12 protein-coding genes and 1 tRNA gene are annotated in these 13,330 nt (G+C 51.8%); 8 read left to right on the top strand and 5 right to left on the bottom strand.

Annotated elements, in window-relative coordinates:
- Window positions 1-505: 505 nt before the first annotated feature.
- The 3 genes from FHP88_RS00485 to FHP88_RS00495 all read right to left on the bottom strand — a co-directional run bounded on the left by FHP88_RS00485 (window position 506) and on the right by FHP88_RS00495 (window position 4,009).
- Window positions 506-850 carry a cupin domain-containing protein gene (locus tag FHP88_RS00485; RefSeq protein WP_144357032.1) on the bottom strand — a complete coding sequence of 115 codons (345 nt, stop codon included), beginning with the start codon at window positions 848-850 and terminating at the stop codon, window positions 506-508.
- Between the two features lie 20 nt (window positions 851-870).
- The gene (locus FHP88_RS00490) at window positions 871-1,083 is read right to left on the bottom strand and encodes a YdcH family protein (protein WP_144357033.1); all 213 of its coding nucleotides are present in this window, start codon (window positions 1,081-1,083) and stop codon (window positions 871-873) included.
- 100 nt (window positions 1,084-1,183) lie between these two features.
- A complete protein-coding gene (locus tag FHP88_RS00495; protein ID WP_144357034.1) occupies window positions 1,184-4,009 on the bottom strand; it encodes a valine--tRNA ligase in 2,826 nt (941 codons plus the stop codon).
- A 238-nt stretch (window positions 4,010-4,247) separates the two neighbouring features.
- Between FHP88_RS00495 and FHP88_RS00500 the strand changes: the two genes are divergently transcribed.
- Window positions 4,248-6,386, top strand: coding sequence for an FAD-dependent oxidoreductase (locus tag FHP88_RS00500; protein WP_144357035.1), 2,139 nt, complete (start codon window positions 4,248-4,250; stop codon window positions 6,384-6,386).
- On the opposite strand, the gene FHP88_RS00505 is transcribed toward FHP88_RS00500, so the two are convergent.
- Window positions 6,383-7,285, bottom strand: a complete 903-nt coding sequence (locus FHP88_RS00505; protein WP_144357036.1) for a LysR family transcriptional regulator ArgP — start codon at window positions 7,283-7,285, stop codon at window positions 6,383-6,385. The genes FHP88_RS00500 and FHP88_RS00505 overlap by 4 nt on opposite strands.
- Before the next feature lie 100 nt (window positions 7,286-7,385).
- Here FHP88_RS00505 and FHP88_RS00510 point away from each other — a divergent pair, with 100 nt between their 5' ends.
- Window positions 7,386-7,997 carry a LysE/ArgO family amino acid transporter gene (locus FHP88_RS00510; protein WP_144357037.1) on the top strand — a complete coding sequence of 204 codons (612 nt, stop codon included), beginning with the start codon at window positions 7,386-7,388 and terminating at the stop codon, window positions 7,995-7,997.
- A gap of 224 nt (window positions 7,998-8,221) precedes the next feature.
- Window positions 8,222-8,593 (top strand): cytoplasmic protein, encoded by a 372-nt coding sequence (locus FHP88_RS00515; protein ID WP_260843117.1) that lies wholly within the window; start codon window positions 8,222-8,224, stop codon window positions 8,591-8,593.
- Window positions 8,594-8,785: 192 nt separating this feature from the next.
- Here the strand turns inward: FHP88_RS00515 and FHP88_RS00520 are convergent.
- Window positions 8,786-8,861 (bottom strand) — tRNA-Glu (locus FHP88_RS00520).
- A 122-nt stretch (window positions 8,862-8,983) separates the two neighbouring features.
- Here FHP88_RS00520 and pcnB point away from each other — a divergent pair.
- From pcnB to panC, 5 genes are all read left to right on the top strand, one after another.
- The gene (pcnB, locus tag FHP88_RS00525; RefSeq protein WP_144357038.1) at window positions 8,984-10,294 is read left to right on the top strand and encodes a polynucleotide adenylyltransferase PcnB; all 1,311 of its coding nucleotides are present in this window, start codon (window positions 8,984-8,986) and stop codon (window positions 10,292-10,294) included.
- A 38-nt stretch (window positions 10,295-10,332) separates the two neighbouring features.
- Window positions 10,333-10,809, top strand: coding sequence for a 2-amino-4-hydroxy-6-hydroxymethyldihydropteridine diphosphokinase (gene folK / locus FHP88_RS00530; RefSeq protein ID WP_260843118.1), 477 nt, complete (start codon window positions 10,333-10,335; stop codon window positions 10,807-10,809).
- Entirely contained in the window at window positions 10,802-11,461 is a 660-nt protein-coding gene (locus FHP88_RS00535) for a deoxynucleoside kinase (RefSeq protein ID WP_144357040.1), read from the top strand. Before folK ends, FHP88_RS00535 begins: the two co-directional genes overlap by 8 nt.
- A 70-nt stretch (window positions 11,462-11,531) precedes the next feature.
- Window positions 11,532-12,329 (top strand): 3-methyl-2-oxobutanoate hydroxymethyltransferase, encoded by a 798-nt coding sequence (gene panB, locus FHP88_RS00540; RefSeq protein WP_144357041.1) that lies wholly within the window; start codon window positions 11,532-11,534, stop codon window positions 12,327-12,329.
- Window positions 12,326-13,177: a pantoate--beta-alanine ligase gene (gene panC / locus FHP88_RS00545; RefSeq protein WP_144357042.1), complete on the top strand. Its 852-nt coding sequence runs from the start codon at window positions 12,326-12,328 to the stop codon at window positions 13,175-13,177. The genes panB and panC overlap by 4 nt, the downstream gene beginning before the upstream one ends.
- The last annotated feature ends 153 nt before the right edge of the window (window positions 13,178-13,330 follow it).

The following is a 13,330-nucleotide window of genomic DNA, read 5'->3' on the forward strand; positions in this document are numbered from 1 at the left end:
TTTTGTGACCAAAAGTACCCAAAAGTCTCTCCCCATCGTCCTGCCCTTCGGGTCCTCTGTGCTTCTCGGTGTGGGCGGCGCGCTAATAAACTCGCCGCTAAAGCGGCTCAGACAAATTAGCGCTTGTTTCCGCTCACCCCTGCGATGCTCGACAGGCCGGAGGGGAAAAGGTCGAGGGTAAATTCACATCTGGTTCTTTTTTAGAAAAGAGCGCGGCGCAGGGTACCCCTCCCGCTGTGCGACTTCCGCACCACCGAGTATCGCAGCCGGGTACGGATCAAGGCGCGTATCTGTTTGAGCCGCCTAGGCGGCGAGTTTATACGCGCCCCGTGCCCGGCGAGAAACGCAGGGAACCCCGAAGGGGTGGTGTGGTGGAGCGAGGGTTTTGGTTACTTTTACCCCTAAAAGTAACCCGGCGAAGGGGGCCGGGACCCCCAATAAAAAACATCGCGTAGCGATACGAAATTTTGCCTAGAACAAAAGCCGGAATAAAAAGGTCGATCTATCACTCATACTCAGACGGCACCATACACATAAACACCAACGGCTGATTCCCGGTATTCCGATACTGATGCACCTCATGAGGCTTCACCAGCAGATAATCACCTTGCTGAATCTCGCGGGGAGTATCACCCTCCATGGCTACGCCCTTACCTTCAAGAATGTAGTTGAGATGCTCACTCTCATGGGAATGGTGCGGTGTGTGGCCACCCGGTTCAACTGTAAACACACGAATGGAGAAGTTGGGCGCTCCATCGGTCTTGCCAACAGGGACCTGTTTGATAACGCCCTGAATCCCTTCCATATTAACCGGTGTTGTTTCGCATTCGCTCAGTCGGGTGATTTTCATGGGGTTACCTATAGTATCGGTCAGGCGTCGAGATCAGGGATCATCTCATCTTCAAGACGGGTGATCTCATCCTTCAGCATCAGCTTGCGTTTTTTGAGTCGCTTGAGCAGCAGGTCGTTTTTATGGGGCATCTCTGCGAGTGCCGCAATCGCATCATCCAGATCCCGGTGTTCCAGGCGGATCTCGTACAGTCTGTTTCTCAATTCTTCGTGTTGTGCGTCAATAGAGATCATAGACTGGTTCTTCAGGGTTCAATGTAACTACAAGTCTAGCGATCACAGGCTGATGTGCAATCTATTTTATGCGCAGCAGCCTGTTGATCTGGTGGGTCACTTACAGCGCCTGTATCTTGCTGAGCTGTTGTTGCAGATTCTCCAGTACGGCAAGATCAGCGGCAACTTTATCTTTCTCTTTCTGTACGACAGCTTCTGGCGCTTTATCAACAAATTTTGGATTGTTGAGTTTGCCCTCAATGCGTGCGATGTTCTGCTGCACCTTGCCGATCTCTTTTTCCAGACGGCTGATCTCGGCCTCCTTGTCGATTAGACCGGCCATCGGGATCAGGATCTTCATTTTTCCGACCAGCGCAATGGCTGACTCGGGTGCATCGTCGTCGGTTCCCAGTAGGGTGGCTGACTCAAGCCGTGCCAGGAAATCCAGATAATGGCGATTGCGAACCAGGCGAGCCTCATCTTCCGTGCTGGCATTTTGCAGCAGGACGGGCAGCGGTTTGCTGGGTGCAATATTCATCTCACCTTTGATCTTGCGGATACCCAAAATGAACTGCATCACCCATTCCATTTCGTCCACAGCAGCTTGGTCGGCCAGTGTTATGTCTCTGACCGGGAATGGCTGGGTCATGATGGTTTCACCGCTGATGCCTGCCAGTGGCGCGACCCGCTGCCAGATCTCTTCGGTAATGTAAGGCATGATGGGGTGTGCCACGCGCAGCAGCTGTTCCAGAACGCTGACCAGCGTATGACGGGTACCGCGTTTCGCGGCTTCGCTGGCACTTTCACCTGTCAGGACTGGTTTGGACAGCTCCAGATACCAGTCGCAATACTCGTTCCAGGTGAATTCATAGATCGCCTTGGCAGCATGATCAAAGCGATAACTTTCAGAGGCATCGGTCACGGTGCTGATGGTGGCCTGGAGTCTTGCCAGAATCCAGCGATCCGCCTGACTGAACTCCAACTCGCCGCCGCTCTGACCACAATCCTGATCTTCAGTATTCATCAGCACATAGCGTGCGGCATTCCACAGCTTGTTACAGAAGTTGCGGTAACCCTCGATACGACCCATGTCGAATTTGATATCACGACCCGTGGTAGCCTGTGAGGCGAAGGTGAAACGCAAGGCGTCGGTGCCAAAGCTTGGGATACCGTCTGGGAACTCTTTGCGTGTTGCCTTCTCAATCTTCTTGGCCAGTTGTGGCTGCATCATGCCACTGGTTCGTTTTGCTACCAGTGCTTCCAGCTCAATGCCATCGATCAGATCGATCGGATCGAGTACGTTGCCCTTGGATTTCGACATCTTGTCACCGTGGCTATCACGCACCAGACCATGGACATAGACCTCTTTGAAAGGGACATCATCCATGAATTTGAGACCCATCATGATCATGCGGGCGACCCAGAAGAAGATGATGTCAAAACCGGTGACCAATACACTGGTCGGGTAGAAGGTCTTCACGCGGTCAGTGTTCTCTGGCCAACCCAGGGTAGAGAAGGGCCAGAGTGCGGAGCTGAACCAGGTGTCGAGAACATCTTCATCCTGACTCAGTGCGTAGTCATCAGCCAGATTGTGTTTCTGGCGTACCTCGGCTTCGGAGCGACCGACATAGACATTGCCTTCATCGTCATACCAGGCCGGGATGCGATGTCCCCACCAGATCTGGCGACTGATGCACCAGTCTTCGATATTGCGCATCCATTCAAAATAGGTGTTCTTCCAGTTGTCCGGGACAAACTTGATGCTGCCGTTTTCGACGGCTTCTATAGCCGGCTTGGCCAGTGGTTCAACTTTTACGTACCACTGATCCGTGAGGAAGGGTTCGATCACAGAGCCGGAACGGTCACCGCGAGGTACCATCAGTTTGTGGTCGTCGATCTTTTCCAGCAGTCCTTGTAACTCAAGATCAGCAATCACTTTTTTACGCGCATCAAACCGGTCCATGCCGATGAACTCAGCGGGTATTACCGCTTCTTCATCTTCTTCATGGTCACGTATGGCGGCGTCGACAGTGAAGATATTGATCAAACCGCCATTGGGCTGTTCAGATATCGCCTTCTCATCCCGATGGCGCATCCAGACCTGGTAATCGTTGAAGTCATGGGCCGGGGTGATCTTTACACAGCCGGTGCCGAACTCGGGATCAACATAGTCATCCGCAATGATCGGGATGCGACGGCCGGTTAGTGGCAGTTCAACAAACTCACCCAGCAGATGTTTGTACCGCTCATCACCGGGATGCACTGCAACAGCACAGTCACCCAGCATGGTCTCGGGGCGGGTGGTGGCCACAATCAGATTGCCCTGACCGTTGGTTAGCGGATAGCGCATGTGCCAGAGAAAGCCGTTCTCCTCTTCCGAGAGCACTTCCAGATCGGATACTGCAGTGTGCAGTTTCGGATCCCAGTTAACCAAACGTTTGCCGCGGTAGATAAGGCCCTCTTCAAACAGCCGGACAAAGACCTCTTTTACCGCATCGGACAGGCCATCATCCATGGTGAAGCGCTCGGTCTCCCAATCCAGCGAGGCACCCATGCGACGCAACTGGCTGGTAATGGTGCCACCAGACTGGCCTTTCCACTCCCACACCTTCTCCAGGAATTTTTCCCGACCGTAGTCGTGCCGGGTCTTGCCTTCTGCATTGATCAGTCGCTCTACCACCATCTGGGTGGCGATACCGGCGTGATCAGAACCCGCCTGCCACAGGGTGTTATCACCCTTCATGCGATGGTAACGGGTCAGTGCATCCATGATGGTATCCTGGAAGGCATGGCCCATATGCAGGCTACCGGTAACATTCGGCGGCGGGATCATGATGCAGTAGGGTGTGCCATTTTCGGTGTCGCTGGTGGGGGCGAAGTAACCGCGCTTTTCCCAGGTTTGATACCAGCGTTTTTCCAGGCTGTGGGGGTCGTAAGTCTTATCCATGGATCACTTGAGGTTCTTGTCGTTAATCTTGAGGGGCGAAATCGGGCATTATAACGCAAGCGTTAGTGTATGAATGGAATTTTTATGGCCATTTGAATTGCTATTTATCGGGGATTTAACTTCAGGGAAGGCTACACTAAGCAAAAGAGAAGCGGGGGGCAGTGCTCTTCCGCTGGAAATAAAAAGGGATTTCGTGCGGTCATTTGTCATAAGAAACATTAATAACTAGGGGAACCCCATGAACCGCAACCGCTTTATCATGCTGATAGTACTGGCCATATTGATTGCCAGTTTCTTCATTTTCGATCTGGGCCAGTTCTTCAGCCTGGACTATCTCAAGTCACAACAGGCCGAGTTGGAGCGCTACAAGGCCGCCAATCCACTGCAAACGGCTGCCGTGCTGTTCCTGATCTATGTGGTCGTTACCGCGCTTTCACTGCCGGGTGCGGCGGTGATGACGTTGGCTATCGGAGCCATTTTTGGACTGGTCTGGGGTACGCTTCTGGTTTCGTTTGCTTCGACATTGGGTGCCACGCTGGCCTTTATAATCTCGCGTTTTTTATTGCGGGATATGGTGCAAGATAAATTTGGTGACAAGCTGAAGGCGATCAATGAAGGTATTGAAAAGGACGGGGCCTTCTATCTGTTCGGACTGCGGTTGGTGCCAATCTTCCCCTTCTTTGTCATTAACCTAGCCATGGGGCTGACCACACTCAAAACGGCCACCTTCGCCTGGGTCAGTCAGGTGGGCATGCTGTTGGGGACTATCGTCTACGTCAACGCCGGTACACAACTGGGCAAGATAGAGTCGCTGTCGGGCATACTCTCGCCCGGGTTGATTTTTTCCTTTGTGTTGCTGGGTCTCTTTCCCCTGATTGCCCGCAAGATACTGGATGGCATCAAGTCAAGAAAAGTGCTGGAAGGCTATACAAAGCCGGCAACGTTTGATCGTAATCTCATCGTGATTGGTGCCGGCTCAGGTGGGCTGGTCTCCGCCTATATTGCTGCAGCCGTGAAGGCCAAGGTAACACTGATCGAGAAGCACAAGATGGGTGGCGATTGCCTCAATACAGGCTGTGTACCCTCCAAGGCTTTGATTCGTTCGGCACGTTATCTGGCGCAGACCCGCCGGGCGAAAGAGTTTGGTTTCAAATCCGCCTCTGCCGAGTTTGATTTTTCGGAAGTGATGGAACGTGTCCAGCGGGTGGTGAAAAAGGTCGAACCCCATGACTCGGTTGAACGCTATACCGGACTGGGTGTGGATGTCATTGAAGGGGAGGCGATGATCAAATCACCTTATGAGATCGAGGTGAATGGCCAGACCCTGACGACACACAACATCATTGTGGCTACGGGTGCCCGTCCTTTCGTGCCGCCTATTCCCGGTCTGGACCAGATTGCTTATCTCACCTCGGATGATCTCTGGACACTGCGTGACCTTCCGAAGCGTCTCCTGGTTCTGGGTGGTGGCCCCATCGGTTGTGAACTGGCCCAGAGTTTCGCTCGTTTTGGATCGGAAGTGACCATTGTAGAGATGGCCCCACGTCTGATGATTCGGGAAGATGAGGATGTGGTTGAATTGGTGACCGCACGGTTCCAGGCCGAAGGGATTATTGTCCTGTCCGGGCATATGGCAAAATCATTCGCCGTGGTGGATGGTGAAAATATTTTGACGGCAGAACATCAGGGTGAAGCCGTTACCATTCCTTTCGATCAGGTGCTGGTGGCCGTAGGCCGGGCGGCGAATACCACCGGCTTCGGGCTTGAGGAGCTGGGTGTCAAACTGAACCAGCAGCGCACCGTTGAGGCCAATGAGTTTCTGCAGACCAACTTCCCCAATATCTATGTGTGTGGTGATGTGACGGGGCCCTATCAGTTTACCCATACCGCCGCTCATCAGGCGTGGTATGCGGCGGTTAATGCGCTATTCGGTTCATTCCGTAAATTCAAGGTGGACTACTCAGTGATCCCCTTTGCCACTTTTACTGATCCAGAGGTAGCCCGTGTCGGCCTCAATGAGCTGGAAGCGAAAGAGAAGGGTGTGGCCTACGAGGTGACCACCTATGGTCTGGATGATCTGGATCGCGCCATTGCGGATGGCGAGGCGCACGGTTTTGTCAAAGTGCTAACCGTACCAGGTAAAGATAAGATCTTAGGTGCAACGATCGTGGGTGAACACTCGGGGGATCTGATTGCCGAGTTTGTAACCGCGATGCGACACGGTCTGGGTCTTAACAAGATACTCGGCACTATCCATATCTACCCGACCTGGACCGAGGCGAACAAGTTTGCTGCAGGTAACTGGAAACGCGCCCATGCGCCAGAGAAAGTGTTTGCTTGGGTAGGGCGCTTTCACGCCTGGCGGCGGGGCGCTTAATGTTTCAATAGTTGCGGTAGCAACTTTCTGGCGTGCTTGATCAGGGCCGCTGAAATCTCCCGACTCAGCGGGCTTTGAAGTCGCCATTGATGCCAGTAGAGATGCACATCCAGTTGATTGCCCGGGGCGATCTCCTTTAAAGTGCCAGACTTCAGTTGCGCGGCGACCTGAAGTTCAGGGACCAGGATATAGGCCATGCCCTGTTGTGCGATATCTACAAAGGATTCCGCTGACGGGATCGTGTGAAAGGGGTACTCACCTGGCTGAATGCGGTAGAAGCGTTTCAGGTATTGATGTTGCAGATTGTCGGTGTGATTGAAGGTCACTGCGGGTGTTGTTTTCAGCGTCTGTCGCGTAACGCCTGCGCTGAAATGGGTCTTGATAAAGGCAGGTGAGGCGACGGCGATATAGGGCATGGTGCCGATATAGGTCGAGAGACCGCCTTGCAGAGCCTGGGATTGAGTGCTGATACAACTCATCACCACGCCCTGTTTTAACAGGCTCAGCGTCTGATCCTGATCATCAATCTTGATATCCAGCAGTAGACGGGCCTTGATGGCAGCGGGTGCCATGGCACTGAAAAACCAGGTGGCCAGCGAGTCTGCATTGATCGCCAGTGGCAGCTTCAGAAAAGGCCTTTCCTCACTGCCTGGCATCTGGTTCATCATCTCTTGTTCAAGAAATTGCACCTGTTTAAAGTGGCCCAGTAGCCGCTTACCCTCTTCGGTCGCATAGAGGGGGTTGGCGCGTACCAGCAACAGGCAGCCAAGTCGCTCTTCCAGTTGTTTTATGCGCTGTGAAACGGCGGACTGGGTGACGCAGAGCGTGTCGGCTGCCTTCTCGAAGTTACCCTGCTCAAGCACCACGGCCAGAGCTTCCATTTGGCGATAATCAAGCATATTAGAATTACTTAAGTAATATTAAAAACATTAGATAGGCTAATTATAGCACGGGTTCTATTATCCACTTATTGAACATCAATTTTGGGAGCGATTTTTAATGAGTGGGTTGGCCTATCTACAGGGGCTGGGTATTGGGGCTGGTCTGATAATCGCGATCGGTGCACAGAATGCCTTCGTGCTGACCCAGAGTATCAAGGGGCAGCATGCCGGTCTGATCGCCTTGGTCTGTATGTTCTGCGATGGCTTGCTGATCATGCTGGGTACCTTGGGGATGGGGTCACTGGTGGCATCAAATCCACAGTGGATTGTGTTGGCTACCTGGGGTGGGGCGCTGTTCCTGTTCATCTATGGCCTCCAGTCCTTCTATTCACTCTTCAGGCGAAGCGCGATGCTGGAAGCCGGGCCCGGTGCCTTGATGACAGCACGGCGGGCCATTCTGATTACACTGGGCCTGACACTACTCAATCCCCATGTCTATCTGGATACCGTGGTATTACTGGGTTCGATCAGTGGACTCTATGCCGGAGCAGAACGGCTTGAATTTGCCGTTGGTGCTGTCACCGCATCGGTCTTATGGTTCTCTTTGTTGGCATTGCTGGGTAAGCCCTTACGTAAACTTTTTTCAACTGTGCGTGCGTGGAAGGTGTTGGACCTGCTTATAGGGTTAACTATGTGGGGCGTGGGTGGGTCGTTGTTGATGTTCCGGTAAGAAAAATACCATACATTCAGTGTGTTATATGTAAAAAGTATGCATATTATTTATGCAAAACCATTGTAAATGATCTTTCGTTCACTATAGTCATCCACTATGCACACGGGCGTGTGCGTGGTCACGGCCTCCCTGGTCGGTTCTATTGGCTACTAGTCGAACAATTCGATTCGGGTGAGCAGCAAATTCCCACGCTGGTCTATTGGTAGTCATAAGGAATTGAAATGAAAAATATACTAGCCATATTCACACTATCATTCATGGCGATGCCTTTATTTGCGCAAGATCCAGTTGTTTCAGATGGCGACAAATATAGCGTTCTCTTTGAAAATGACAAAGTTCGAGTGCTTGATTACAAGGATATGCCCGGAGAAAAGACGCATGAGCACAGCCACCCAGCATTCGTGCTTTATGCGCTCGTACCCTTTAAGCGGAAGCTAATGCTGCCTGGGGGCAAGGTCATCATGCGCGAGTTCAAGGCGGGAGATGTACTCTATTCGGATGCACAAACACATGTTGGCGAGAATGTGGGAGAGACACCCACACATGTCATTATGGTGGAGATGAAATCAGGTATGAGTATGGGGGTAAAGTAAAAGCCATCCCTGTGGGGTTGGGATTCTTGATCAACAGCCACCTTATTTACTGATATTACAAATGGCTCCTTCGGGAGCCGTTTTTTTCAATAAATTCTGATTGTTTTCCGGCTTGATTTATAAGTGAGGAGATAAACGATTAAGTTGTGCTGAAAAAAACCAGCTAACTCATTGAATTAACTGGTTTATATCTGGTACTCCCTAGGGGACTCGAACCCCTGTTGCCGCCGTGAGAGGGCGGAGTCCTAGGCCACTAGACGAAGGGAGCAGTATGCTCAGGCCGGTGTATTATACTCAGGGTTTGTTTCGGCTCAAGTTGTTATTACCATTTTTTTTACCCCCGCTATTCTGTACACTCTGGGCGCAGCATTTTTTTGATGTAGATAAGGAATAAATAAAATAGCTACGCCGCAAATTATATCTCGCTCTGACCATAATATCTCCAGGGCCAATATCAGTGAACATGCCACTAAGGTACTGTATCGACTTAAAAACGCCGGCTATCAATCCTACTTGGTAGGTGGGGGCGTGCGTGATCTTTTGCTGGGTCGGGAACCCAAGGATTTTGATGTGGCCACTGATGCCACGCCCGAACAGGTGAAAGAGGTCTTTCGTAACTGCCGACTGATTGGACGGCGCTTCCGGCTGGCTCATGTCCATTTTGGCCGCGATATTATTGAGGTCGCCACGTTTCGCAGCATGCAGGACGAGTCTCAGGGGGATCGCGAGACTGAGAACGGTATGTTGGTCCGAGATAATATCTACGGCACCATCGAAGAGGATGCCCTGCGTCGTGATTTCACCATCAATGCTCTCTACTACAATATTGAAGATTTCTCTGTTGTGGACTATGCCGGTGGTATTGATGATCTGAAGGCTGGGATGCTGCGTTTGCTGGGTGATCCGGAAACGCGCTATCGCGAAGATCCGGTTCGGATGTTACGGGCAGTGAGATTTGCGGCTAAACTCGGTTTTGTCATTAATCCCGCCTGTGAAAAACCACTGTTTGAATTGGGCGATTTGCTCCAAAGCGTGCCAGCGGCTCGTCTGTTTGAAGAGGTGCTGAAGCTGTTCATGGCGGGTGTAGCCTTGCAGACCTTTGAGAAGTTGCGTCACTACGGCCTGTTCAGCGAACTGTTCCCCGAGACTGAGAGGAGCCTGAGTTATGAAGACCATAAGTTTCCCATCACCTTCGTGAATCGGGGACTTGAAAACACCGATACCCGCATTAGCGAGGGTAAGCCGGTGACCCCCGCCTTTCTGTTTGCAGTCTTGTTGTGGGAGCCAGTTAGGTTGCTGGCAAAACGTTTGAGAGATGCGGGAGAATCGCCGCTTCAGGCGATGCAAGTAGCGGGTACGGATATTCTGATGACCCAATTGAGTCGGGTATCAATACCCAAACGGTTTAGCATCCCCATGCGCGAGATCTGGAATCTGCAGCATCGTTTTGAACAGCGGGCGGGGAAACGTCCCCACCGCTTATTGACACATCCTCGATTCAGAGCGGCTTATGATTTTATGCTGCTAAGGGCAGAGTCCGGCGAGGTTGATCAGGAGTTGGCTAGTTGGTGGACCCTGTTCCAGGAGACAGAAGGCGAGGATCGGAATAAATTGATTCGACAGGCCAATAACGTGGGTGACAAGCCCCGTAAGCGTCGGCGTCGTAGAAGACGCAATGCTAACCCGCCTGGTTCGGAATAAGTCTGAGACCTATGGATCGTGTTGTAAAAAGGGTCCCGGTGACCGCATATATTGGACTGGGCAGCAATCTGGCTGATCCCGTCTCGCAAGTTCAACTGGCTTGCAGTGAACTGAAACAGCTGCCAGAGAGTCATGTGCTGGCTTGTTCGTCTCTCTATCGAAGCCCTCCGATGGGTCCCGCCGATCAGCCCGACTATATCAACGCCGTTGCGGCGATTGAAACCACACTCACCCCCCACCAGCTGCTTGCAGAACTGCAGGCGATCGAGCAGCGTCATGGTCGTAAACGTGAGCGGCGTTGGGGTGCCCGCACGTTGGATTTGGATTTGCTTATCTATGCGGAGATGGCATTGTCTGATGAGAGATTGACGCTGCCCCATCCTGGACTGGCCGAGCGCGATTTTGTTCTTTACCCCTTGCAAGAGATCGCCCCATCACTGGTTGTGCCTGGTTTAGGGGCGTTGGATTTACTGGTTGGTAACTGCCCATCGAAGGGTCTGTCAAGATATGAGTGACAGACAGACTACACCGCCCGGTTATATCGTTGTTGAAGGACCTATTGGTGTAGGCAAGACCAGTCTGGTTAACCGCTTGGCGAAGAGTTTTTCAGCGGAAACTTTACTGGAGGCGGTAGAAGAGAACCCATTTCTTGATCGTTTCTATAACGATGGCCGTCAGGCGGCCTTTCCCACTCAGCTGTTTTTTCTATTTCAGCGCAGTCGTCAGCTCCAGGGACTGCGGCAGCGGGATATGTTTCGCTCAGCCTTGGTGGCGGACTATATGCTGGAAAAAGATCGCCTGTTTGCTGAAATCAACCTGGATAAGGACGAATTAAAGCTGTACGAGCAGGTTTATGGTGGAGTTGCTATGGAGGCGCCATCACCTGATTTGGTGGTTTACCTCCAGGCCCCGATTGATGTGCTTATGGAGCGAATTCGTAAACGTGGTCGCCCCCAGGAGAGGCGTATGGATGCCTTGTATTTAAAGCGCTTGAGCGACGCCTACACGGATTTCTTCTACCATTATGACAAGTCACCCTTGTTGATAATAAATGCGGCGGAGATCAACCCGGTAGACCGGGAAAAGGACTATCAGTTACTGCTGGAACAGATTTGTACGGTTCGCAGTGGAAAACATTATTTCAATCCGGCACCACTCTTGTTGTAATATTGCGCTGCACAAAACGGGTATCCGATTCCGACTAACAGTGGAAAAAGAGAAAACGGGGTAAAAAGCTATGTCCCATGTAACAACCGCGACATTGATAAAAATGAAGCAACAGCATGAAAAGATTGCTGTTTTGACCAGTTACGATGCAAGTTTTACCAGCCTCATTGAAGATGCCGGCGCAGAAGTCATTCTTGTGGGCGATTCGCTCGGTATGGTGATTCAGGGACAGGAGAGCACACTGCCAGTGGATGTGGAAGAGATTGTCTACCACACGAAATGTGTCGCGAGAGGGCGTCGAAATGCCCTTTTGATCGCCGATATGCCCTTTATGAGCTATAGCTCTGCAGAGCAGGCATTGGGGACTGCCGGTCGACTTATGAAAGATGGCGGTGCCCACATGGTTAAGCTCGAGGGCGGTGCTACTCAGCTTGAGACAGTACGTCAATTGACGGCGAACGGAATCCCTGTTTGTGCTCATCTGGGCCTGTTGCCCCAATCGGTGCACAAGTTGGGCGGCTATCGCGTTCAGGGTCGGGATGATGAGTCCGCACGGATTATGAAAGAAGATGCCTTGGCGCTTGAGGCGGCTGGCGCACAGATGCTGGTGTTGGAATGTGTGCCAACTGAACTTGCCCGGGAGATCAGTGAAGCGCTGGAGATTCCGGTCATCGGTATTGGCGCAGGTCCTGGTTGTGACGGGCAGGTGTTGGTCATCTATGACATGCTCGGTATTACCCCGCGTCAGAGTCCCCGTTTCGTGAAGAATTTTCTGCAAGGTGCATCGTCAGTTGTTGAGGCGATCAGTCATTATGTAAAGGCAGTTAAAGACGGATCTTTCCCTGGAGAGGAGCACAGTTTTAAATGATTACCGTTGAAACTGTTACAGATCTGCGTCGTTCTGTAGCAGGCTGGCGTGCCGCCGGTCAGAAAGTGGCGTTAGTTCCTACCATGGGAAACCTGCATGAAGGGCATCTTGATCTGGTGCGTAAGGCCCGTACATTGGCTGATCGGGTCGTCGTTACAATATTTGTTAATCCGCTACAGTTTGGAGAGGGTGAGGATTTTGCCTCATATCCCCGTACCCTGATCAATGACTCTGACAAGCTAAGTGGGGTAAAAGTGGACCTGCTGTTCACTCCCACAGTGGATGAAATGTACCATCGGCCTCAAGAATTGCAGACCAAGGTTGAAGTGCCTGGTTTATCGGGGCTCTTCTGTGGTGCTTCTCGTGCGGGTCATTTTATTGGCGTTGCGACCGTGGTGTGCAAACTCTTCAATATGGCACAGCCGGATATTGCTTTGTTTGGTGAAAAAGATTACCAGCAGTTACTGGTAATCCGGCAGATGGTTGAGGATCTGGCAATGCCTGTAGAGATACAGGGGTTGCCAACGGTACGGGAAGTGGACGGATTAGCACGAAGCTCCCGTAACGGTTATTTGACCGATTCCCAACGAACCATTGCCCCGGCTCTTTATCGTCAGTTGCAGCGCACACTTGCCGCACTGAAGAGAGGTCAATCTGATTTTGCCGCGCTCGAGCAACAAGCTATGGCTAATCTGGAATCAGAGGGATTCAGGCCCGACTACTATGCTATTCGCAGGGCGGATAATCTGGCTGAACCCTCCAGCGATGATAAATCTCTGGTAATCCTGGCAGCGGCCTATCTTGGTAAGGCAAGACTGATCGATAATATTCAAACTACCCTGGATTGAGCAATACTCTACGCTATTGACGTGAGCTGGCCAGGATGGCCGCCCATGATCTTTTCCTGCCTTAAAATCGCTGACGCTAAAATTTCATATATACCGTTACCTCGCTGTGCTTCGCTGACGACCCTGGCTGTGATCTCATTTGATCGGTTCAAT

The organism is Sedimenticola selenatireducens (genome assembly GCF_007625115.1).
Classification (GTDB): Bacteria; Pseudomonadota; Gammaproteobacteria; order Chromatiales; family Chromatiaceae; genus Sedimenticola; species Sedimenticola selenatireducens_A.

Excerpts from the sequence above, each read along its gene's own strand:
- FHP88_RS00485 (WP_144357032.1), bottom strand. The coding sequence starts at position 850 with ATGAAAATCACCCGACTGAGCGAATGCGAAACAACACCGGTTAATATG.
- FHP88_RS00490 (WP_144357033.1), bottom strand. The coding sequence starts at position 1,083 with ATGATCTCTATTGACGCACAACACGAAGAATTGAGAAACAGACTGTAC.
- FHP88_RS00495 (WP_144357034.1), bottom strand. The coding sequence starts at position 4,009 with ATGGATAAGACTTACGACCCCCACAGCCTGGAAAAACGCTGGTATCAA.
- FHP88_RS00500 (WP_144357035.1), top strand. The coding sequence starts at position 4,248 with ATGAACCGCAACCGCTTTATCATGCTGATAGTACTGGCCATATTGATT.
- FHP88_RS00505 (WP_144357036.1), bottom strand. The coding sequence starts at position 7,285 with ATGCTTGATTATCGCCAAATGGAAGCTCTGGCCGTGGTGCTTGAGCAG.
- FHP88_RS00510 (WP_144357037.1), top strand. The coding sequence starts at position 7,386 with ATGAGTGGGTTGGCCTATCTACAGGGGCTGGGTATTGGGGCTGGTCTG.
- FHP88_RS00515 (WP_260843117.1), top strand. The coding sequence starts at position 8,222 with ATGAAAAATATACTAGCCATATTCACACTATCATTCATGGCGATGCCT.
- FHP88_RS00535 (WP_144357040.1), top strand. The coding sequence starts at position 10,802 with ATGAGTGACAGACAGACTACACCGCCCGGTTATATCGTTGTTGAAGGA.
- panB (WP_144357041.1), top strand. The coding sequence starts at position 11,532 with ATGTCCCATGTAACAACCGCGACATTGATAAAAATGAAGCAACAGCAT.
- panC (WP_144357042.1), top strand. The coding sequence starts at position 12,326 with ATGATTACCGTTGAAACTGTTACAGATCTGCGTCGTTCTGTAGCAGGC.